The 19,272-nt window shown below is 67.6% G+C and carries 23 protein-coding genes; 12 read left to right on the forward strand and 11 right to left on the reverse strand.

Annotation, left to right across the window (positions count from 1 at the left end):
• Window positions 1-77: 77 nt before the first annotated feature.
• Window positions 78-1,727, forward strand: a complete 1,650-nt coding sequence (locus tag O0J73_RS09560; RefSeq protein ID WP_008267158.1) for a Na+/H+ antiporter — start codon at window positions 78-80, stop codon at window positions 1,725-1,727.
• Window positions 1,728-1,775: 48 nt separating this feature from the next.
• On the opposite strand, the gene O0J73_RS09565 is transcribed toward O0J73_RS09560, so the two are convergent.
• Window positions 1,776-2,024: a DUF3297 family protein gene (locus O0J73_RS09565; protein ID WP_012509930.1), complete on the reverse strand. Its 249-nt coding sequence runs from the start codon at window positions 2,022-2,024 to the stop codon at window positions 1,776-1,778.
• A gap of 90 nt (window positions 2,025-2,114) precedes the next feature.
• On the opposite strand from O0J73_RS09565, the gene O0J73_RS09570 reads away from it, so the two are divergent.
• Window positions 2,115-2,657: a hypothetical protein gene (locus tag O0J73_RS09570; RefSeq protein ID WP_049456361.1), complete on the forward strand. Its 543-nt coding sequence runs from the start codon at window positions 2,115-2,117 to the stop codon at window positions 2,655-2,657.
• 147 nt (window positions 2,658-2,804) lie between these two features.
• Here the strand turns inward: O0J73_RS09570 and O0J73_RS09575 are convergent, their stop codons facing one another.
• From O0J73_RS09575 to msrB, 5 genes are all read right to left on the reverse strand, one after another.
• Complete coding sequence (locus O0J73_RS09575) at window positions 2,805-3,080, reverse strand: DUF4031 domain-containing protein (protein WP_004153991.1); 276 nt, start codon at window positions 3,078-3,080, stop codon at window positions 2,805-2,807.
• A gap of 13 nt (window positions 3,081-3,093) precedes the next feature.
• On the reverse strand, window positions 3,094-3,582 hold the full coding sequence (locus tag O0J73_RS09580; protein ID WP_308308577.1) for a hypothetical protein: 489 nt from the start codon (window positions 3,580-3,582) through the stop codon (window positions 3,094-3,096).
• Window positions 3,583-3,690: 108 nt separating this feature from the next.
• Window positions 3,691-4,629, reverse strand: coding sequence for a flagellar motor protein MotB (motB, locus tag O0J73_RS09585; protein ID WP_308308578.1), 939 nt, complete (start codon window positions 4,627-4,629; stop codon window positions 3,691-3,693).
• Window positions 4,630-4,632: 3 nt separating this feature from the next.
• Complete coding sequence (gene motA / locus O0J73_RS09590; RefSeq protein ID WP_008264562.1) at window positions 4,633-5,487, reverse strand: flagellar motor stator protein MotA; 855 nt, start codon at window positions 5,485-5,487, stop codon at window positions 4,633-4,635.
• A gap of 91 nt (window positions 5,488-5,578) precedes the next feature.
• The gene (gene msrB, locus O0J73_RS09595; protein WP_004153995.1) at window positions 5,579-6,046 is read right to left on the reverse strand and encodes a peptide-methionine (R)-S-oxide reductase MsrB; all 468 of its coding nucleotides are present in this window, start codon (window positions 6,044-6,046) and stop codon (window positions 5,579-5,581) included.
• A gap of 137 nt (window positions 6,047-6,183) precedes the next feature.
• Between msrB and O0J73_RS09600 the strand changes: the two genes are divergently transcribed.
• Together O0J73_RS09600 and O0J73_RS09605 are read left to right on the forward strand one after the other, a co-directional pair.
• Entirely contained in the window at window positions 6,184-6,555 is a 372-nt protein-coding gene (locus tag O0J73_RS09600) for a classical arabinogalactan protein 4 (protein ID WP_197564375.1), read from the forward strand.
• Window positions 6,556-6,661: 106 nt separating this feature from the next.
• Window positions 6,662-6,841, forward strand: coding sequence for a hypothetical protein (locus O0J73_RS09605; protein ID WP_004153997.1), 180 nt, complete (start codon window positions 6,662-6,664; stop codon window positions 6,839-6,841).
• A 55-nt stretch (window positions 6,842-6,896) separates the two neighbouring features.
• Here the strand turns inward: O0J73_RS09605 and O0J73_RS09610 are convergent, their stop codons facing one another.
• Window positions 6,897-7,376, reverse strand: a complete 480-nt coding sequence (locus O0J73_RS09610; RefSeq protein WP_004140558.1) for an Lrp/AsnC ligand binding domain-containing protein — start codon at window positions 7,374-7,376, stop codon at window positions 6,897-6,899.
• Between the two features lie 149 nt (window positions 7,377-7,525).
• Between O0J73_RS09610 and O0J73_RS09615 the strand changes: the two genes are divergently transcribed.
• Window positions 7,526-8,830 carry a D-amino acid dehydrogenase gene (locus O0J73_RS09615; RefSeq protein WP_004153998.1) on the forward strand — a complete coding sequence of 435 codons (1,305 nt, stop codon included), beginning with the start codon at window positions 7,526-7,528 and terminating at the stop codon, window positions 8,828-8,830.
• Window positions 8,809-9,879 carry an alanine racemase gene (gene alr, locus O0J73_RS09620; RefSeq protein WP_197564374.1) on the forward strand — a complete coding sequence of 357 codons (1,071 nt, stop codon included), beginning with the start codon at window positions 8,809-8,811 and terminating at the stop codon, window positions 9,877-9,879. Before O0J73_RS09615 ends, alr begins: the two co-directional genes overlap by 22 nt.
• A 98-nt stretch (window positions 9,880-9,977) precedes the next feature.
• Here the strand turns inward: alr and O0J73_RS09625 are convergent, their stop codons facing one another.
• Window positions 9,978-10,544, reverse strand: a complete 567-nt coding sequence (locus O0J73_RS09625) for a DUF3016 domain-containing protein (RefSeq protein WP_308308579.1) — start codon at window positions 10,542-10,544, stop codon at window positions 9,978-9,980.
• Between the two features lie 247 nt (window positions 10,545-10,791).
• On the opposite strand from O0J73_RS09625, the gene O0J73_RS09630 reads away from it, so the two are divergent.
• On the forward strand, window positions 10,792-12,777 hold the full coding sequence (locus O0J73_RS09630) for an ATP-binding protein (RefSeq protein WP_308308580.1): 1,986 nt from the start codon (window positions 10,792-10,794) through the stop codon (window positions 12,775-12,777).
• A gap of 43 nt (window positions 12,778-12,820) precedes the next feature.
• Window positions 12,821-13,114: a DUF3247 family protein gene (locus tag O0J73_RS09635; RefSeq protein WP_308308581.1), complete on the forward strand. Its 294-nt coding sequence runs from the start codon at window positions 12,821-12,823 to the stop codon at window positions 13,112-13,114.
• 67 nt (window positions 13,115-13,181) lie between these two features.
• Here the strand turns inward: O0J73_RS09635 and O0J73_RS09640 are convergent, their stop codons facing one another.
• Complete coding sequence (locus O0J73_RS09640; protein ID WP_005407925.1) at window positions 13,182-13,445, reverse strand: hypothetical protein; 264 nt, start codon at window positions 13,443-13,445, stop codon at window positions 13,182-13,184.
• Window positions 13,446-13,602: 157 nt separating this feature from the next.
• Here O0J73_RS09640 and O0J73_RS09645 point away from each other — a divergent pair, with 157 nt between their 5' ends.
• From O0J73_RS09645 to O0J73_RS09655, 3 genes are read left to right on the forward strand one after another with little or no spacing between them, the layout of a single operon-like run.
• Window positions 13,603-14,667 carry a class I SAM-dependent methyltransferase gene (locus O0J73_RS09645; RefSeq protein WP_308308582.1) on the forward strand — a complete coding sequence of 355 codons (1,065 nt, stop codon included), beginning with the start codon at window positions 13,603-13,605 and terminating at the stop codon, window positions 14,665-14,667.
• A complete protein-coding gene (locus O0J73_RS09650; RefSeq protein WP_004154003.1) occupies window positions 14,664-15,365 on the forward strand; it encodes a pseudouridine synthase in 702 nt (233 codons plus the stop codon). The genes O0J73_RS09645 and O0J73_RS09650 overlap by 4 nt, the downstream gene beginning before the upstream one ends.
• On the forward strand, window positions 15,362-16,045 hold the full coding sequence (locus O0J73_RS09655) for an HAD family phosphatase (RefSeq protein WP_197564370.1): 684 nt from the start codon (window positions 15,362-15,364) through the stop codon (window positions 16,043-16,045). Before O0J73_RS09650 ends, O0J73_RS09655 begins: the two co-directional genes overlap by 4 nt.
• A gap of 74 nt (window positions 16,046-16,119) precedes the next feature.
• Here O0J73_RS09655 and fabB read toward each other — a convergent pair whose 3' ends face one another.
• Both fabB and fabA read right to left on the reverse strand, forming a co-directional pair.
• Window positions 16,120-17,328, reverse strand: coding sequence for a beta-ketoacyl-ACP synthase I (gene fabB / locus O0J73_RS09660; protein ID WP_197564369.1), 1,209 nt, complete (start codon window positions 17,326-17,328; stop codon window positions 16,120-16,122).
• Window positions 17,328-17,843: a 3-hydroxyacyl-[acyl-carrier-protein] dehydratase FabA gene (gene fabA / locus O0J73_RS09665; RefSeq protein ID WP_004154008.1), complete on the reverse strand. Its 516-nt coding sequence runs from the start codon at window positions 17,841-17,843 to the stop codon at window positions 17,328-17,330. The genes fabB and fabA overlap by 1 nt, the downstream gene beginning before the upstream one ends.
• 191 nt (window positions 17,844-18,034) lie before the next feature.
• On the opposite strand from fabA, the gene dinB reads away from it, so the two are divergent.
• Window positions 18,035-19,129: a DNA polymerase IV gene (gene dinB, locus O0J73_RS09670; RefSeq protein WP_308308583.1), complete on the forward strand. Its 1,095-nt coding sequence runs from the start codon at window positions 18,035-18,037 to the stop codon at window positions 19,127-19,129.
• Window positions 19,130-19,272: the final 143 nt, after the last annotated feature.

The raw sequence follows: 19,272 nt of genomic DNA on the forward strand, positions 1-19,272 counted from the left end.
GGCGGCGTGTGGTAGTTTTTCCCGGGTTTCCGGCGCTGGCTTCCGAGCCTCCCCGCGCGCCGCTTCCTGGAAGAAGCATGCATACCATCGAAGTCGTCCTGGCGATGCTGGTGGCCGTTGTCGCCAGCGGCTACCTGGTTCGTGTCCTGCCGTTCTCGTTGCCGCTGCCACTGGTGCAGATCGGCCTGGGCGCGGTGATCGCCGGGGTGTTCAACCGCGGCCACGCGCTGGAGCCGGAAGTGTTCTTCCTGCTGTTCCTGCCGCCGCTGCTGTTCCTCGATGGCTGGCGCATTCCCAAGCAGGGCCTGTTCCGCGACAAGGGCGCGATCCTCGAACTGGCGTTCGGCCTGGTGGTGTTCACCGTCATCGGCGCCGGGTTCCTGATCCACTGGCTGATCCCGGTGATGCCGCTGGCGGTGTGCTTCGCGCTGGCGGCGATCGTGTCGCCGACCGATCCGGTGGCGGTCGGTGCGATCGCCTCCAAGGCGCCGATTCCCAAGCGCCTGATGCACATCCTGGAAGGCGAGTCGCTGCTCAACGATGCGTCCGGCCTGGTCTGCTTCCGCTTCGCGGTGGCGGCGGTGATGACCGGCACGTTCTCGCTGGCCACCGCCTCGCTGACCTTCGTGTGGGTGGCGGTGGCCGGCCTGGCGGTGGGCGTGGCGGTCACCCTGGGCGTATCGACCTTCCAGCGTTGGCTGTGGCGCCGCTTCGGCGAGGAGCCGGGCGCGGCAATGCTGGTCAACCTGCTGATCCCCTTCGCCGCCTACCTGCTGGCCGAAGAAATCCATGCGTCGGGCATCCTCGCCGCGGTCGCCGCCGGTATCGCGATGAGCTACGTGGAGCTGACCGGCCGCGTCTCCGGCAGCATGCGCGTGCAGCGTGCCGGGGTCTGGAACATGCTGCAGTTCAGCTTCAACGGCATCATGTTCGTGCTGCTGGGCGAGCAGCTGCCGGGCATCGTCGAGCGCGCCACCACCACCATGAACGAGAGCGGCCACCAGAGTGCGTGGTGGCTGCTGGTGTACGTGGTGGTGATCAACCTGGCCCTGGTCGTGCTGCGCCTGCTGTGGGTGTGGCTGTCGCTGCGCTGGAACCTGCTGCGCGCACGCCGCCGCGGGCTGGAGCGGGGCGAGGCGCCGAACTGGCGCATCGTGGTCGCGACCTCGGTAGCGGGCGTGCGCGGTGCGATCACCCTGGCCGGTGTGCTGACCCTGCCGCTGTTCCTGCCCGATGGCAGCGCGTTCCCGGCCCGCGACCTGGTGATCTTCCTGGCCGCATCGGTGATCCTGTTCTCGCTGCTGGGCGCCAGCATCGCGCTGCCGCAGCTGTTGAAGGGCCTGCAGCTGCCGGCCGATTCGGGGGAACGCAAGGAAGAGGACCTGGCGCGCCGGCTGTCGTCGAAGGCGGCACTGGCCGGGGTCGAACGCATGCGCCAGCAGATGGTGATGAACCAGAACACCGAAAACGTGCAGCTGTACAACGACGCCGCTTCACGGGTGAGCCTGCTGTACCAGCGGCACCTGGAAAAGGACAGTGACGGCCCCGACGTGGACCCGGACAAGGTGCGCCGCATGGAACAGGGCTACCGCCAGCTGCGCAGCGCCGGCCTCAATGCCGAGCGCGAGGAGCTGTTCCGGCTGACCCGGCGCGGGGTGATCTCCGATGAGATCTCACGGCGCCTGATCCGCAACCTGGACCTGCTGGAATCGCGCAAGCGCGAATGACCGTGTACCTCGGGTGGGTGCGGACCTTGGTCCGCACACCTTCCAGCCTTACTCCGGCTTCGTTTCCAGGAAATACGCCTCGACCTTGCCCTTGACCTTGATGGTCATCGGGTTGCCGCGGCGGTCGCGGGCCTTGCCGGCCTGCACGCGGATCCAGCCTTCGCTGACCGAGTATTCCTCGACGTTGTCGCGCTCGACGTCGTTGAAACGCACGCCGACGCCGCGCTCCAGCGCCTGCGCATCATGGAAGGGGCTGGCCGGATTGATCGCCAGGTGGTCGGGAGGGGTATCGCTCATCGCTTCATTCACAGTGACGGCCACCAAGGCCGGCTTCAGCGGCACAGGATAAACCGTAGAATGCCGGCCTGCCCCAGAGGAAGTTCCGCCATGCCCGACAACAGCGACTATTTCGACTTCGAGGAAGACATCCACGACTTCGACGAGGAGGGCTTCGAGGCGCGGGTCTGGAACCTGCTGGTGCTGATCAACCCGGGCGATGAGGAGCTGGCGCTGCAGCAGTTCAACCGCTGGCGCGAGCACCTGGCCGAGGACGGGCAGCCGCTGGAAGCGGACAGCGACTGGCTGCCGGCGCTGTTCACGGCCATCGCCTGGCAGTCCGGCTTCGAGGTCGAGCGGGACGATCTGGAATCGCTGCAGTCGGCAGTGAACGAGCTGTCGGCGCGCTTCAACCTGCAGCTGGACTGGGGTGGCGACCTCGATGATGAGGACTTCGCCGAGGGCCTGGACGGCGTGCAGCTGATGTCCACCGCCTTCGACCGCCTGCGCGAGCACAACTACACCCTGTGGAGCGTGGACGCCGGCAGCGACGGCTTCAGCGGCGTGATGGCGCTGACCCGCGACGATGACGCGATGCTGGCGCTGTGCTCGCTGCTGAACGTGGAAATCCGGCTGGGCAGCGACCCGTTCTGAGCGGGGAAGGTGGGTGTGGGGCCCGCCCATGGTTGGATGCCAACCTTGGTCGGCATGCCCTGTGCCTGATGTGCGGACCAAGGTCCGCACCCACCACAGCAAGTGGTAGCCCCACTTACCACAGCAAGTGGTAGCCACCAACGCAGCCTACGGCCGGTACTGCGCCCGGGCGTTGGCGATCACTGCCTTGACCAGCTCGCGGTCGGCATGCCGGGAAATGGCTCGTGCACCGAGCGCGATCGCCTGTGCGCGCAGCTCTGCAGTGACATCGTAGTGGGCGCCGCTGGCCTTGTTCTGGAAGGCCCGCGGTGGAATGCCGAGCTGCGCCGCCATCGCGTGCAGCTCGGCCAGGGTGTCGGCCATCAGGTGCGCCCAGCGCTGACCGCGCCAGGGATGCACCGCGTCATCGACGTAGACCGTCACCGCCGCGGCCGGTTCAGGCCTGCGGCTTGCTGTCGCTGTCAGCGGCCGGGGGCGCTTCGGCAGCGGCTTCTTCGGCCACGTCGCCCTCGGCGGCTGCATCTTCCTCGCCCTCGGCGGCTTCGACGCCTTCGAACTCGGCAACCAGCTTGTCCAGGTACTCGTCAGCGGTCTGGCCGGACTCTTCGGCCAGGGTGTCCAGCAGCTTCTGCAGCAGCTCGGAGTATTCCAGGTTGACCTTGCGGCCTTCCTTCTCCTGCACGTTGGCCAAGTGCTTGAGCATGGCCAGCATCGGCACCGGGTTTTCGGCATTGCCCATGGTCTGGCCGCCGATGGCCAGCAGCCACTCGCGGCCCTGCAGGCCGATGGCGGCGACCACCTGGCCGTCTTCGCTGGTCAGCACGGCGTGGTTCTGCACCTGCTGCTGGGCGTTCAGGCGGAGGAACGGGCGCTTGCCCTGCTGCTTCTTGCGCTTGTCGCGCTTGGCCTTGGAGTTCTGGGACATGAGGTGGGGTCACCTGGATACGGAAAGACCGCCATTGTAGCGGGTGCTGCAGGGTGCGCTCGCCGGCCATGGCTTGGGTGGGTGCGGACCCTGGTCCGCACCCACAGATTACTTTGCCGGCCCCTGCGCAGCCTGCACGTCCGGGTCGGCGGTGGGTGCCGACAACCCCACCTGCGGGCCGGCCCCGGCCAGCGCGGCGGCTTCGGCCGCCTGGGTCATCACCACGATGCTGATGCGGCGGTTGATCGGGTTCTGCGGGTCGGCCTTGTCGAACAGCACCGACGAGGACAGGCCAACCACGCGGGTGATCTTGCTGTCCTCCAGGCCACCATCGATCAGCGCGCGCCGCGCGGCGTTGGCGCGGTCGGCGCTCAGTTCCCAGTTGCCGTAGCCGCGGGCGGCCGAATAGGCGGTGATGTCGGTATGCCCGGTCAGGCTGATCCGGTTCGGCACGTGGTTCAGGTACTCGGCCAGCTCGTGCAGGATCTGCTGCGTGTACGGCTTCAGCGTGGCGCTGCCGAGGTCGAACATCGGTCGGTTCTGCTTGTCCACGATCTGGATGCGCAGGCCTTCCGGGGTCAGGTCCAGCAGCAGCTGGTCCTTGAATGGCTCCAGCGCCTGGCTCCTGCTGATGGCTTCCTGCAGCTCCTTCATCAGCTGCTCGAGCTGCTGCTTGTCGCGCTGCTGCTGGTCCACCGGCTGCGGCACCGCCTCCTTCTGGTTCTGGAAGGGATCGTTGCTGTTGCCGCGGGAGACGTCGGTGGCGCCGCCGAGCTTGATCATCGAGGTGCTGGCACCGCCCGGGCCGGCCATGCCGGGGGCGGGGGTGGCGCTCTTGCCGCTGAGCGGGCTGGGGTTGCGGAAGTACTCGGAAATGGCGGCCCGTTCCGGCTTGCTGGTGCTGGCCATCAGCCACAGCACCAGGAAGAAGGCCATCATCGCGGTCACGAAGTCGGCATAGGCCACCTTCCACGAGCCGCCGTGGTGGGCGGCGTGGCCGCCCTTCTTGACCCGGCGGACGATGACGGTGGGCTTGTTCTCGGCCATGGCTTACTTGACCGTCTTCAGGTGCTGCTCGAAATCGGAGAAGGCCGGGCGCACGTTCGACGGCAGCGTCTTGCGGGCGAATTCCAGCGCGATCTTCGGGTTGTAGCCGCGCAGGCAGGCCAGCAGGGCGGTCTTCACCGACTCGTAGATGCGGCTGTCCTGCTCGGCACGGGCTTCCATCGCCGCGGCCATCGGGCCGACGAAGCCGTAGCCCAGCAGGATGCCGAGGAAGGTGCCGACCAGCGCGCCGGCCACGTGGCCACCGACCTCGACGATGTCACCGCCGATCGAGCCCATGGTGATGACGATGCCCAGCACTGCGGCGACGATGCCGAAACCGGGCAGTCCGTCGGCGACCTTGGTCAGCACCTGCGACGGCGCCATGGCCTCGGCGTGGTGCTTCTCCAGCTCCAGTTCCAGCAGCGGCTCCAGCTCGTGCGGCTCGATGTTGCTGCCGATCATCAGGCGCAGGCAGTCGGTGATGAAGTCGATCAGGTGGTGGTCGGCCTGCACCTTGGGGTAGTTGCCGAACAGCGCACTCTCGGCCGGACGCTCGACATGGTCTTCCAGCGCCATGAAGCCTTCGCGGCGCGCCTTGTTGAGCAGTTCGTACAGCAGGCTGAGCACATCGATGTAGTCCTGCTGCTTGTAACGGGGGCCCTTGAACACGCCGACCATGGCCTGCAGGGTCTGCTTGACCGTCTTGGCCGGGGTGCCGACCAGGAACGCACCCAGTGCGGCACCGCCAATGATGACCAGCTCGTAGGGTTGCCACAGCGCCCCCAGCCGGCCGTGTGCGCCGAGGTAGCCGCCCAGCACGCTGATGATGACGACCAGGAATCCAACGATGATGAGCATGGCGCGACGCAAGGAGCGGGGATATCTCCTTGTCGGCCCATCACCTGGTTTTCTGAAGAGGGAATTCTGTGAAATCGGTCGGCGGGGTGTTTCAGCCCGCCACACCGGCCTCCGCACCGCCACGCCGCAGCGGATCAGGCCACGGCTCGCCATTGCCGGTGAATGAAAGTGAGACCGAGTTCAGGCAGTGGCGTTCGTAGGTGGGCGGCGGACCGTCCGGGAACACATGGCCCAGATGGCTGCCACAGCGGGCGCAGGTGATCTCGGTGCGGACCATGCCGTGGCTGGTGTCGCGGATTTCGCGCACGTGCGCCGGGTCGAACGGGGCGAAGAAGCTGGGCCAGCCGGTGCCGGAATCGAACTTGGTGCTGGAGCGGAACAGCGGCAGCGCGCACAGCCGGCAGCAGTAGACGCCCTCGCGCTTGTTGTCGAGGAAGACCCCGCAGAACGGCGCTTCGGTGCCGTGCTGCAGCAGCACCCGGCGCTCCTCGCTGCTGAGGCCGGCAATCAGCGCCTCGGTCTGGGTGGCGGTCGGGGGCGTCAGGTCGAAGGCAGTCATGCGGCTCTCCGTGGGTGATGGCCTGGGGATGCCTGCGGAAATGGGGGTGGCGGCATGGCCTTGCAAGTGTGATGGCCGTTCATGGCCGGCACACAGGCGCAGGCGCAAGGTGAACACGATCCACGCCGGAGCGTGCCATGAAACCGACCCTTCCCCTGCTGCTGATCGCCCTGCTGCCCGCGCTGGCGCTGGCCCAGGTACCGACCGCCAACCCGACCGCCACCCGCAGCACCACCACCGTGGCACCCGCGCCGGTGGTACCGCCGCCGCAAGCGGCCCGCCCGCAGCCCCAGGTGCTGCCGTCACCGCAGCCGGCGCAGCCGATCCGGTCCACCGGCCCGGCCCAGGTTGCCCCGGCACCGGCGCCGAAGCCGGCCGACAAGGTCTACGACCGCAATGGCCGCATCATCCCCGGTGTGCGCCCGGCCGGTCCCAACCGCGTGTTCGATTCGCGCACCGGCCGCTATTACGACAGCGTGCCGCAGGGCGACGGCCAGCAGATCCGCTAGCGCCGGCCTGAACGCACGAAAACAGCCGCGTGCGGATCACTGCTTTTTCGCCTGCGATTAACCGTTCCGGGACCACTTTGGCGATGCGCCGGCATCCCGTCGTCGCATGTCCTTCGTCCATTGGATCGCGATCATGAAAAACCAGCAGAACCGTCATCCCGGCAAGGAACCGCAGGGCCGCAACCCGCAGCAGCAACAGCAACAGCAGCAGATGGATCAGCAGCAGCCGCACAAGGGCGGCAAGCAGCAGGAGCAGCGCTCGCAGAAGCACCCGCAGCAGCGCTGACGGGCCCGGGGTCGGATCCCGCACCGCGGGTTCTGGCCCCAACCGCGTCGAGCCCTCAGTCCGGAATCGGCAGGCTCAGCGTCTCCTTCACTTCTTCCATCACGATGTAGCTCTTCGATTCACGCACATGCGGCAGGGTCAGCAACGTGCTGCCGAGCAGCTTGCGATAGGAGGCCATCTCGCTGATCCGCGCCTTCAGCAGGTAATCGAAGTCGCCCGACACCAGGTGGCACTCCAGCACGTTGGGCAGCTTCAGCGCCGCGCGCCGGAATTCCTCGAAGATGTCGCCGGACTTGTAGGCCAGGCTGATCTCCACGAACACCAGCAGGCTGGCCTTCACTGCCGCCGGGTCGAGGTGGGCGTGATAGCCGGTGATCACCGCTTCGCGTTCCAGCCGGCGTACGCGCTCGGTGCACGGGGTGGTGGACAGGCCAACCCGCTCACCCAGTTCGGTGAAGGAAATGCGGCCCTCGGCCTGCAGGATGCGCAGGATCTTGCGGTCGATCTTGTCCAGTTCGCGGGTACGGGTGGCCATGGCCGTCAACCTTGGGGAATGAATTGCAGGAGAACATCCTGCCGGTTGATTTCAAATCAGGCAAATCAACTGGTATCGGCTGTCTATACTTCCCCAATTATGGTCCCGGCACGCTCCAGTGCAGGGAATGATCGGGTTGGAGAAGTCCCATGCGAGTCCTAGTTCTCGGCAGCGGCGTGATCGGCACCACCAGTGCCTGGTACCTGCGACAGGCCGGGTTTGAAGTCACGGTCATCGACCGCCAACCCGGTCCGGCGCTGGAAACCAGCTTCGCCAATGCCGGGCAGCTGTCGTTCGGCTACACCTCGCCATGGGCAGCGCCGGGCGTGCCGAAGAAGGCGATCGGCTGGCTGTTCGAGAAGCATGCGCCGCTGGCGATCAAGCCGGGCATGGACCTGGCCCAGTACCGCTGGCTGTGGCAGATGCTGCGCAACTGCACCCATGAGCGTTACGCGATCAACAAGGCGCGCATGGTGCGCATGTCCGAGTACAGCCGGGACTGCCTGAACGAGCTGCGCGCGCAGATCGGCATCGAGTTCGAGGGCCGTGACCTGGGCACCACCCAGCTGTTCCGCACCCAGCAGCAGCTGGACGCCTCGGCGCAGGACATCGAGATCCTGGCCCAGTACGGCGTGCCGTACGAAGTGCTGGACCGCGCCGGCATCATCCAGGCCGAACCGGCCCTGGCCCATGTCGATGGCCTGGTCGGCGCGCTGCGCCTGCCGCGTGACCAGACCGGCGACTGCCAGCTGTTCACCCGCCGCCTGGCGCAGATGTGCGTGGATGCCGGCGTCGAGTTCCGTTTCGACCAGGACATCACCGGCCTGGCGTTCGAGGGCGACCGCATCAGCGGCGTGCGCATCGGCGGCACGCTGGAAACCGCCGACCGCTTCGTGGTCGCGCTGGGCAGCTACTCGCCCGCGCTGGTGGCACCGCTGGGCATGCGCCTGCCGGTGTACCCGCTGAAGGGCTATTCGCTGACCCTGCCGATCACCGATCCGGCGATGGCACCCACCTCGACCATCCTCGACGAAAGCTACAAGGTGGCGGTGACCCGTTTCGACGACCGCATCCGCGTCGGTGGCATGGCCGAGGTTGCAGGCTTCGACCTGTCGCTGTCGCAGCGCCGTCGCGAAACCCTTGAACTGGTGGTCAGCGACCTGTACCCGAAGGGCGGCGACCTGTCGCGCGCGCAGTTCTGGACCGGCCTGCGCCCGGCCACGCCGGACGGTACGCCAGTGATCGGCGCCACCCCGTTCCGTAACCTGTACCTCAATACCGGCCACGGCACCCTGGGCTGGACCATGGCCTGCGGCTCGGGCCGTTACCTGGCCGACCTGATGAGCGCGCGCCAGCCGCAGATCAGCACCGAAGGCCTGGATATTTTCCGCTACGGCCAGTACGGTCACGCCCCGCAACACGAGAACCGCACATGCGTCCTGCCCGCGCGCTGATCGATCTGGGCGCCCTGCGCAGCAACTACCGGCTCGCCCGTGAACTGGGCGGTGGCAAGGCCCTGGCGATCATCAAGGCCGATGCCTATGGCCACGGTGCGGTGCGCTGTGCACAGGCGCTGGAAGGCGAGGCCGATGGCTTCGGCGTGGCCACCATCGAAGAGGCGCTGGAACTGCGCCAGGCCGGCATCCGTGCGCCGATCCTGCTGCTGGAAGGGATCTTCGAGCCCAGCGACATGGCGCTGGTGGCCGAGCACGATTTCTGGTTCGCGGTGGGCTCACCGTGGCAGCTGGAAGCACTGGCGGCCTTCGACAGCCCGCGCCCGCTGACCGTCTGGCTGAAGCTGGACAGCGGCATGCATCGCCTGGGCCTGGACGTGGCCAGCTTCCGTGCCGCGCATGCGCGCCTGTCGGCGCTGCCGCAGGTCGAGCGCATCGTGCTGATGACCCACCTGGCGCGTGCCGACGAGCTGGACAGCGAGCGCACCCATGAGCAGGCGGCGACCTTCGCCCGCGCCATCGACGGCCTGTCCGGCGAGACCAGCGTGTGCAATTCGCCGGCGCTGCTCGGTTGGCCGGATGTACGCAGCGACTGGGTGCGCCCGGGCCTGATGCTGTACGGCGCCAATCCGCTGCCGGAGGCTTCGGAGATCACTGCGCGGCTGCGCCCGGTGATGACCATGCAGTCGAAGGTGATCGCCGAGCGCTGGATCGAGGCCGGCGAGCCGGTGGGCTATGGCGCCCGCTTTGTCTCGAAGGCACGCACGCGCGTTGGCGTGGTCGCGCTGGGCTACGCCGACGGGTATCCGCAGTTCGCCCCGAACGGCACCCCGGCGCTGATCGACGGCCAGCCGGGGGGCCTGATCGGGCGCGTGTCGATGGACATGCTGACCGTGGACCTGACCGCGCATCCGCAGGCGGGGATCGGCAGTGTCGTGGAGCTGTGGGGTACCGCGCCGACGTTGTCCGAACTGGCACCACGCTGTGGCGTAAGTGCCTATCAGCTGCCGTGTGCGGTCAAGCGCGTGGCGCGCGTCTATCAGGACTGAGGTGGAGCCGGCCAGCGGCCGGCGCTACTTGGATGCTCGACGCGATGAATGCGTGTCGACCCAGGTCGACACCTACCAGAGCCGAGCGCGGCGCGGAATTACCGCGCTGCGGTCGCCTGGCTGGTCAGCTGACGCTTCACCCAATCATCGATCAGGCGCTTCTCGTAGCGCAGCGGATCGCTGTCGCTCCTCAGCCCCAGGTTGTGCAGGTAGCCGCTGTCGCTGAGCTTGGCTTCGCCCTCGTCGACGATGCGGCCGCTGGCGTCCTTCAGCGTGTACTGCAGGGTGATCCGCGGCGGATAGATGTCGCGCATGATCCGGATGTCGCTGCCGCGCGGGCCGTGCCAGGGCTCATAGTCGCCGGCACGCTTGATGTCGACCAGGGTCACGTCCAGGGTCTGCCCGGACCGCAGTGGCTTGGCCGCCGTGGTCTGCACGTAGCGGGCCAGCTGCTGCACCCAGTCGCCACGTTCGGCTTCGAAGCGGTTGGTGCTGCGGCGGAGTTCGGTGAAACCGGCCGGATCGTCCCATTTCACGCTGACCGGGCCATCGGCCTGCAGCGCGCGTGGGGCCTGCGGATCGGTGACGGTACGCGGCGCGGCGTTCGCGGCGCCGGCCATGAGGGCGCCTGCCAGCAGCAGGGCGGTGGCCAATGTGCGGTTCATGACGGTCTCCTGCGCCCCATCGATGGGGACGGTTCTGTCTATGGATCGAGTGTGATCCCGCTTCCGGGTCACCGCAACGGCCGATTACGTCATGCGCAAGAGCGGTTGCCGCCAATTCATCGTCGTCAACCCTGACTGACGGCGCTTGACGCTGTGAATACGCTCTCTGGAAGATGCTGTGTCTCCAATCCGGCCCGTCCAGACGCCCTTGTCCACACTGCCGCCCCTAGTGGAGCGCCCACCGTTGATGGTGCCGGCGCCCGAACCCGACCTGCATCATGGCGTGCTTGAGCGCATCAACGCCGGTTTCTGCGTGATCCAGGTGATGTTCGAGGGCGACCGCGCGGTCGACTATCGCTTCATTGAGGTCAACGACGCATTTGAACGCCACACCGGCTTGAAGGACGCGCGCGGCCAGCGCATGTCGGTGCTCGAGCCCAACCATGAGCAGGACTGGTTCCGCATCTACGGCGAGGTCGCACGCAGCGGCCGCCCGGCGCAGTTTGAGATGGAGGCGCGCGCGCTGGGCCGCTCGTTCGCCGTCGATGCCGTGCGCGTGGGTCGTCCCGGCGAAGACAAGGTCGGCATCCTGTTCTTCGACATCACCGCGCGCAAGCAGATGGAAGTGGAACTGGGCGAGAGCGAAGCCCGTTTCAGCGCGCTGGCCGATGGCCTGCCGATGCCGGTGTGGGTGCTCGACGAGCGCGGCCACGCCCGTTTCGTCAACAGTGCCTTCAGTGAGTTCTTCGGTGGTGACGAGACGCGCGTACCGGAAGATGTGTGGCGTGGACTGGTTCATCCGGATGACGCCTCGGTGTTCGAGTACGAACTGCAGGAGGCGCTGAAGGCGCAGCGCTCGATGCATGCCCTGGTGCGTGCGCGCCGCGCCGATGGCCAGTGGCGCTGGCTGGAGATGAACGCCCGGCCGCGTTTCTCGCGCATGGGCCGTTTCATCGGCCTGGCAGGCAGCAGCCCGGACGTGACCGAACGCCGCGAGATCGAGCTGGCCCGCGAGGAACTGCTGCAGTCCGAGCGCGCCGCACGCAGTGCCGCGGAAAACATGGCGCGGCTGAAGGACGAATTCCTGGCCACGCTGTCGCACGAGCTGCGCACGCCGCTGACCACCATCCTGGGCTGGAGCGAGTTGCTGCTGCAGCGCGTGGACAACACCAGCCCGCTGTACAAGGGCCTGAACGTGATCGCCAACAGCGCCGGCGCGCAGAAGCGGCTGATCTCGGACATGCTCGACCTCAGCAGCATGCTGCTGGGCAAGGTGCAGCTGGAAGTGGAAGTGCTGGACCTCAATCTGCTGCTTGGCGAAGCCATCGGCGCGCAGGAACTGGTGGCCGAAGGCAAGGCGCTGGACGTTCACCTGCAACTGCCCGAGCAGCCCAGCCTGGTGCTGGGCGATGCCACCCGCCTGCAGCAGGTGCTGTGGAACCTGCTCTCCAATGCCATCAAGTTCACCCCGGCCGAAGGCCGCATCGACCTGCAGCTGCAGGCCGACGGCAACCACTGGGTGATCACCGTGCATGACACCGGCGACGGTATCGCGCCTGAATTCCTCAATCACCTGTTCAGCCGTTTCCGCCAGGCCGATGGCACCACCACGCGCCGTCACGGTGGCCTGGGCCTGGGCCTGGCGATCGTGCAGCAGCTGGTCGAGCTGCATGGTGGCACCGTGACCGCCGCCAGCGAAGGCCACGGCCACGGCGCCACCTTCACCGTGCGGCTGCCGCAGCACATTCCCGATGCCGAGCGCCGTCCACTGCGCGAAGTGATCAGCGGGCCGATCCTGGAACCGGTGATCGTCGAGCCGTATCCGCTGCGCGGCATGCACGTGCTGGCGGTGGAAGACCAGCCGGAAGTGCTGGAGTACCTGCGGCGCATGCTGGAAGAGCAGGGCGCCAGTGTCGCTGCGGCCAGCTCGGCCGGCGAGGCGCTGGCGCTGCTGGCCGATACTGGCCACCTGCAATACCACGTGATGCTGACCGACATCGGCATGCCGGGCATGGATGGCTATGGCCTGGTGCGCACGCTGCGCGAGGACATGGGCGTGGATGCGGCGACCCTGCCGGCGGTGGCGGTGACCGCGCTGGCGCGCGCCGATGACCGCCGCCGCGCGCTGGCGTCGGGCTTCCAGGAACACGTGGCCAAGCCGTACTCGGTGGCGCAGCTGGTGGCTGCCGTGCGCAAGGTGCAGGTGCCGCGCGCGGACAGCGCGCTGCACTGAGCATTCACGGCCGATCGGCGACCCTGCGTGCAGGAGGTCGCCGATGTCCCGCACAGCTCCCCGCATCCATACCGATCCGGCGCAGATCGCGCGCCTGGAAGCCCTGTTGCCACAGCTGGAAGGTGAAACGCAGGTGCAGCTGACCCTGCATGACGGTCGTCGCCTGCTGGGTACCGTGGCGGTGAAACCCACGCTCCAGCAGTACCGCAACGATGTTGGCGATGAAGGCAGCAATGGCCAGCTGCGCCTGGATGACTACGACACGCCGGTGCAGCAGCACCACGTCTGGCTGGATGAGATCGCCAGCATCGACCGTCTGCCACCCAGGGCGCCCTGATCCGATGGAGCGCCGAGCCCTCGCTCGGCGCTACCGCCCGAGCATGGGCTCGGGCGCTGCACGGATGTCAATGCTCGAACAGCGTGGGCGTTGCCTCGAAGCGGCGCGCATAGGCGCGTTCTTCCGCGACCCGGGCTACCTCATCGTCGGCCAGATCGGGCGCGCCGTACACCGCATAGGCCACACTGCCGTCGGCGCCATGGCCGACCTGGTGCAGCCGGTAGCGCGAGTGGCCGCCGCCGGTGTCCTCGGGGTAGTGCACGGGCGGATGGCTGCCTTCCAGGTCCATTTCACTGTTGTCGACCACGCCACCGACGAACAAGGCTCGCATGCAGGTTCTCCTGGGTTTGCGGGGGAGCCTCTACCCTGAACGTTTCAATGTTGCTGGCACATCAAGGCCCCGTTCGGGTTTCGCAAAGTGGCCCGCCGGGGCCGGACCGGCCAAGCCGGTACAATGGACGGCCCTCACGCTTGAAGTATCCGCGCCGATGGCCTCCAGCGACGACGCCCCCCTGCAGACCCTGTTCCTGCCGTTCTCCCAAGGTGCCCTGCGCTGGCCGGAGGGCCCGGTGGCCTTCCTGCGTGCCCGCGACGGCTGGCCGTTGCGCGAAGCGGCGGGCCACCGCGAGGTGCACTGCGAGCAGAGCTTCGCCCCGTTCGCACAGCCGCTGCAGCAGGCCGCCGGCTGGACCGTCAGTGGCCAGCTGGATGACGTGGCCGGCAAGGGCCGCTACCCGCTGGTGCTGGTGCTGCCGCCGCGCCAGCGCGAAGAAGCCCGTGCGCTGTTCGCCCGCGCGCTGGCGCTGGTGGCCGACGGCGGTCGCATCGTGGCCTGCCAGTCCAACAACGAAGGCGCACGCTCCGGCGAAGGCGACCTCAAGCAGCTTACCGGCCTCGGCGGCAGCCTGACCAAGAACCACTGCCGCGTGTACTGGACCGCGCCGATGCAGGGCCAGCACGATGCCGACCTGGCCAGGCGCTGGTCGGCGCTGGATGCGGTGCGCCCGATCGTCGGCGGCCGTTTCCTCAGCCGCCCGGGCGTGTTCGCCTGGGACCGCATCGATCCGGCCTCGGCATTGCTGGCCGAGCACCTGCCGGCCGACCTGGCCGGGCGTGCCGCCGACCTCGGTGCCGGCTACGGCTACCTGTCGCGCGAGCTGCTGGAGCGCTGCCCGAAGATCACCGCGCTGGACCTGTACGAGGCCGAGCAGCGCGCGCTGGCCCTGGCCGAACTGAACCTGGCGCCGCCGCCGCGCCCGCTGCCGCTGCGTTTCCTGTGGCGTGACGTCACCGCCGGCATCGAGCCGGGCTACGACGTGATCATCAGCAACCCGCCGTTCCACACGCCGTCGCGGGCCGATCGCCCGGACATCGGCCAGCGCTTCATCGCCGTGGCCGCGCAGGCGCTGCGCCCGGGCGGGCGGCTGTACGTGGTGGCCAACCGCCACCTGCCGTACGAGCACACCCTCAACGACAGCTTCGGCGCGGTGCGCGTGGTTGCCGAGCGCGACGGTTTCAAGCTGGTTGAAGCGGTGAAGGGGAAGGGCCGATGAAACTGGTCAAGCACATCGCCAACTTGGGCTATGGCAGCCGCAAGCAGGTGCAGTGGATGTTCCGCGAAGGCCGCGTGACCGACGCCGACGGTGAGGTGCTGTACGCCGATGACCAGGTGCCGCACGAGGCGATCCGCGTTGACGGCGAGCCGCTGGACCCGCCGGTGGGGCTGTCGATCGCGCTGCACAAGCCGGCCGGCTACACCTGTTCGACCAAGGACACCGGCCGCCTGATCTACGACCTGCTGCCGCCGCGCTTCCGCGACCGCGACCCGGTGCTGTCCACGGTCGGCCGCCTCGACCGCGAGACCAGTGGCCTGCTGCTGCTGACCGACGATGGTGGCCTGCTGCACCGGATCATCTCGCCGAAGTCGAAGCTGCCCAAGGTCTACGAAGTGGAACTGAGCGACGACCTGCGCGGCGATGAAGTGGCCCTGTTCGCCAGCGGCACGCTGATGCTGGAGTCCGAGAAGACGCCCCTGCTGCCGGCTGAACTCGAGGTGCTGGACGCGCGCCGCGCGCGCCTGGTACTGCACGAAGGCCGCTACCATCAGGTGCGCCGCATGTTCGCCGCCACCGGCAACCACGTGCAGGCCCTGCACCGCAGCCGCGTTGGCGGGCTGGACCTGCAGGGGCTGGACGAAGGGCAATGGCGGCAGCTCACTTCAACTGACCTGGATACGTTGTTCGCTCCATGACCACCATCGCTGCGCTGCCGTTCCTGCCCGACGCCGTCATCTTCGACATGGACGGCCTGATGATCGACAGCGAGCGGGTCGCGCTGGCCTGCTGGAGCGAGGCCGCCGACGAGTTCGGGCTGGGCCTGGACGAAGCGGTTTTCCTGCGCATGGTCGGCCTCGGTGACCGCGACACGCATGCGCTGCTGCGCGCGCAGGGCATCGAGGACAGCGTGATCGAAGCGGTGGCGGCGCGCTGCCATGACCTGTACGAAGCACGCACGCAGACCGGCCTGCCGCTGCGGCCGGGCATCCTGGAGCTGCTGGAACTGCTGAAGGCGCACGCGATTCCGCGCGCGGTGGCGACCACCACGCGGCAGCCGCGCGCCAACCGCAAGCTGGCCGCGGCCGGCCTGCTGCCGTACTTCGATGCGGTGATCACCAGTGGCGACGTGGCGCGGCCGAAGCCGGCGCCGGATATCTATCTGTTGGCCGCGCAGCGGCTGGGCCAGGCACCGGAGCGCTGCCTGGCGCTGGAGGATTCACCGGCCGGTACGCGCGCCGCATTGGCGGCCGGCATGACGGTGATCCAGGTGCCGGACCTGGTGCATCCTGACGAAGAACTGCGCGCACTGGGCCACCGCATCGTCGGCTCGCTGGTGGACGCGCACGCACTGCTGCTGCCGCTGCTGCCAAGGTAACGGTAGGTGCCAACCTTGGTTGGCACACCCCAATGCCCTGGTGGGTGCCGACCGTTGGTCGGCACACCTTCCCCTCACACCCGCCCGAACACCAGCGCGGCGTTGGTGCCACCGAAGCCGAAGCTGTTGGACATCACCGTATCCAGCCTCTGCTCGCGGCTTTCGCGCAGGATCGGGAAGCTCTCCACCTTCGGGTCCAGCTCAGCGATGTTGGCCGAACCGGCAACGAAACCGTCGCGCATCATCAGCAGGCAGTAGATCGCCTCGTGCACGCTGGCCGCACCCAGCGAATGGCCGGACAGTGCCTTGGTCGAGGACAGCGGCGGCACCGCATCGCCGAACACTTCGCGGATCGCGTTGAGTTCGGTGACGTCGCCCAGCGGGGTCGAGGTGCCGTGGGTGTTGAGGTAGTCCAGCGGGCGATCGATGCCCTGCAGCGCCATCTTCATGCAGCGCACGGCGCCTTCGCCGGACGGCGCCACCATGTCGGCACCGTCGGAGGTCACGCCGTAGCCGATCAGTTCGGCATGGATGTGCGCACCGCGTGCGACGGCGTGGTCGTAATCCTCCAGCACCAGCATGCCGCCGCCACCGGCGATGACGAAGCCGTCGCGGTCCTTGTCGTACGGGCGCGAGGCGCTGGACGGGGTTTCGTTGAAGCTGGTCGACAGCGCGCCCATCGCGTCGAACATCACGCTCATCGACCAGTGCAGGTCTTCGCCGCCACCGGCGAACATGATGTCCTGCGCGCCGTGGCGGATCATGTCCGCGGCCGCGCCGATGCAGTGCGCCGAGGTCGCGCAGGCGGCCGACAGCGAGTAGCTGACGCCCTTGATCTGGTAGGCGGTGGCCAGGCAGGCCGAGACCGTCGAGCACATCGTGCGCGGCACCATGTACGGGCCGACCTTGCGCACGCCACGTTCGCGCAGCAGGTCGACCGCGCCGATCTGCCATTCGCTGGAGCCGCCACCGGAACCGGCGATCAGGCCGGTGCGCAGGTTGCTGACCTGCTCGGGGCTGAGCCCGGCATCGGCGATCGCATCGCGCATGGACAGGTAGGCGAAGGCCGCCGCATCGCTCATGAAGCGCTTCTGCTTGCGGTCGATCAGCGCGTCCAGGTCGAGGTCGACACGGCCACCGACCTGGCTGCGCAGCCCGGCTTCGGCGTGATCGGCCAGCGAGGTGATGCCCGAGCGGCCTTCGCGCAGCGCGGCCGACACGGTATCCAGATCATTGCCAAGGCAGGACGTGATGCCCATGCCGGTGATGACGACGCGACGCATCAGAAGCTCCCGGTTTCAGTGAACAGGCCGACGCGCAGGTCGCGCGCGCTGTAGATTTCGCGGTCATCCACGTACATGCGGGCGTCGGACTGGGCCATCACCAGCTTGCGGTTGATGACCCGGCTGATATCGATCTCGTAGCGCACGAGCTTGGCATCCGGCAGCACCTGGCCGGTGAACTTCACTTCACCGCAGCCCAGCGCGCGGCCCTTGCCGGGGGCGCCCAGCCAAGTCAGGAAGAAGCCGGTCAGCTGCCACATGGCATCCAGGCCCAGGCAGCCGGGCATCACCGGGTCGCCGATGAAGTGGCAGCCGAAGAACCACAGGTCCGGGCGGATATCCAGTTCGGCACGTACCATGCCTTTGCCATGCGGTCCGCCGTCCTCGCGGATTTCGGTGATGCGGTCGAACATCAGCATCGGATCGTTGGGCAGCCGGCCGGCGGCGGCGCCGAACAGTTCACCGCGTGCGCTGGCCAGCAGCTGGTCGCGGTTGAACGCGTGGAGACGAGTCATGGAAAGCGCAATCCTGGAAGCGAAAACGAGGCAACAAGTCGCCGAGGATGCACGACGGTTGCAACGGGAATCAAACCGCCGCACCGTACGCGTGCGTAGTGTTTTCCCTCCAGATCGCGCATCCCGTTGATGCACAACGACCATACTTTGCCGTCTGGACCGGTACGGTGCGGGTATGATATCGGCCAACCATGAACGCACTGCGCAAGATCATCCACGTCGACATGGACGCCTTCTACGCGTCGGTGGAGCAGCGCGACGATCCGTCACTGCGCGGCAGGCCGGTGGTCGTGGCATGGCGCGGTGCCCGCTCGGTGGTGTGTGCCGCCTCGTACGAGGCCCGCGTGTTCGGCGTACGTTCGGCGATGCCGGCGCTGCGGGCCGAGCGCCTGTGTCCGGATGCGATTTTCGTGCCGCCGGACTTCGCACGTTACAAAGCGGTGTCACGCCAGGTGCGCGAGATCTTCCTGCGCCATACCGATCTGGTCGAGCCGCTGTCATTGGACGAGGCCTATCTGGATGTGACCGAGCCGAAGAGCGGCATCGAACTGGCCACCGACATTGCCCGCACCATCCGCACGCAGATCCGTGAAGAAACCCAGCTGACCGCTTCAGCCGGGATCGCACCGAACAAGTTCCTGGCCAAGATCGCTTCGGACTGGCGCAAGCCCGACGGCCAGTTCGTGATTCCACCGCAGCGGGTGGACGCATTCCTGCTGCCGCTGCCGGTGAACCGGGTGCCCGGCGTGGGCAAGGTGATGGAAGGCAAGCTGGCCGCGCGCGGCATCGTCACCTGCGGCGACCTGCGGCAGTGGGCACTGATCGATCTGGAGGAGGCATTCGGCAGCTTCGGCCGCAGCCTGTACAACCGCGCGCGCGGGGTGGACGAGCGGCCGGTGGAACCGGACCAGCAGGTGCAGTCGATTTCTTCGGAGGACACCTTCGCCGAAGACCTGCTGCTGGAGGATCTGGCCGACGCCATCGTGCAGCTGGCGGAGAAGACCTGGAATGCCACCCGCAAGACCGAGCGCGTTGGCCACACCGTGGTGCTGAAGCTGAAGACCGCGCAGTTCCGCATCCTTACCCGCAGCTTCACCCCGGAGCGCCCGCCGGAATCGATGGAAGAGCTGCGCGACATCGCCCTGGCCCTGCGCGCCCGCGTCGACCTGCCGGCCGAAACCCGCTACCGCCTGGTGGGCGTCGGCCTGGGCGGTTTCCGCGAAAAGGAGCCGGTGCTGCAGGGCGAATTGTTCGAGCACGGAACGAACGATTCTGAAGGCAATTGATCGTTCGCCGTCGAACATTTCGATTCCGCAACGAACGGCAGTCGAGCATGGCTCGACTCTACAAAAAGCTACAGATCGCAGAGAACTGTCGAAGGCGGGGTGGGTCCGGTGGCGGGGGTGTCCGCGGCATGGATGCCGCGGCC

The organism is Stenotrophomonas sp. Sm6012, from assembly GCF_030985895.1.
Classification (GTDB): Bacteria; Pseudomonadota; Gammaproteobacteria; order Xanthomonadales; family Xanthomonadaceae; genus Stenotrophomonas; species Stenotrophomonas forensis.

Excerpts from the sequence above, each read along its gene's own strand:
- O0J73_RS09560 (WP_008267158.1), top strand. The coding sequence starts at position 78 with ATGCATACCATCGAAGTCGTCCTGGCGATGCTGGTGGCCGTTGTCGCC.
- O0J73_RS09565 (WP_012509930.1), bottom strand. The coding sequence starts at position 2,024 with ATGAGCGATACCCCTCCCGACCACCTGGCGATCAATCCGGCCAGCCCC.
- O0J73_RS09570 (WP_049456361.1), top strand. The coding sequence starts at position 2,115 with ATGCCCGACAACAGCGACTATTTCGACTTCGAGGAAGACATCCACGAC.
- O0J73_RS09580 (WP_308308577.1), bottom strand. The coding sequence starts at position 3,582 with ATGTCCCAGAACTCCAAGGCCAAGCGCGACAAGCGCAAGAAGCAGCAG.
- motB (WP_308308578.1), bottom strand. The coding sequence starts at position 4,629 with ATGGCCGAGAACAAGCCCACCGTCATCGTCCGCCGGGTCAAGAAGGGC.
- motA (WP_008264562.1), bottom strand. The coding sequence starts at position 5,487 with ATGCTCATCATCGTTGGATTCCTGGTCGTCATCATCAGCGTGCTGGGC.
- msrB (WP_004153995.1), bottom strand. The coding sequence starts at position 6,046 with ATGACTGCCTTCGACCTGACGCCCCCGACCGCCACCCAGACCGAGGCG.
- O0J73_RS09600 (WP_197564375.1), top strand. The coding sequence starts at position 6,184 with ATGAAACCGACCCTTCCCCTGCTGCTGATCGCCCTGCTGCCCGCGCTG.
- O0J73_RS09605 (WP_004153997.1), top strand. The coding sequence starts at position 6,662 with ATGTCCTTCGTCCATTGGATCGCGATCATGAAAAACCAGCAGAACCGT.
- O0J73_RS09610 (WP_004140558.1), bottom strand. The coding sequence starts at position 7,376 with ATGGCCACCCGTACCCGCGAACTGGACAAGATCGACCGCAAGATCCTG.
- O0J73_RS09615 (WP_004153998.1), top strand. The coding sequence starts at position 7,526 with ATGCGAGTCCTAGTTCTCGGCAGCGGCGTGATCGGCACCACCAGTGCC.
- alr (WP_197564374.1), top strand. The coding sequence starts at position 8,809 with ATGCGTCCTGCCCGCGCGCTGATCGATCTGGGCGCCCTGCGCAGCAAC.
- O0J73_RS09625 (WP_308308579.1), bottom strand. The coding sequence starts at position 10,544 with ATGAACCGCACATTGGCCACCGCCCTGCTGCTGGCAGGCGCCCTCATG.
- O0J73_RS09630 (WP_308308580.1), top strand. The coding sequence starts at position 10,792 with ATGGTGCCGGCGCCCGAACCCGACCTGCATCATGGCGTGCTTGAGCGC.
- O0J73_RS09635 (WP_308308581.1), top strand. The coding sequence starts at position 12,821 with ATGTCCCGCACAGCTCCCCGCATCCATACCGATCCGGCGCAGATCGCG.
- O0J73_RS09640 (WP_005407925.1), bottom strand. The coding sequence starts at position 13,445 with ATGCGAGCCTTGTTCGTCGGTGGCGTGGTCGACAACAGTGAAATGGAC.
- O0J73_RS09645 (WP_308308582.1), top strand. The coding sequence starts at position 13,603 with ATGGCCTCCAGCGACGACGCCCCCCTGCAGACCCTGTTCCTGCCGTTC.
- O0J73_RS09650 (WP_004154003.1), top strand. The coding sequence starts at position 14,664 with ATGAAACTGGTCAAGCACATCGCCAACTTGGGCTATGGCAGCCGCAAG.
- O0J73_RS09655 (WP_197564370.1), top strand. The coding sequence starts at position 15,362 with ATGACCACCATCGCTGCGCTGCCGTTCCTGCCCGACGCCGTCATCTTC.
- fabB (WP_197564369.1), bottom strand. The coding sequence starts at position 17,328 with ATGCGTCGCGTCGTCATCACCGGCATGGGCATCACGTCCTGCCTTGGC.
- fabA (WP_004154008.1), bottom strand. The coding sequence starts at position 17,843 with ATGACTCGTCTCCACGCGTTCAACCGCGACCAGCTGCTGGCCAGCGCA.
- dinB (WP_308308583.1), top strand. The coding sequence starts at position 18,035 with ATGAACGCACTGCGCAAGATCATCCACGTCGACATGGACGCCTTCTAC.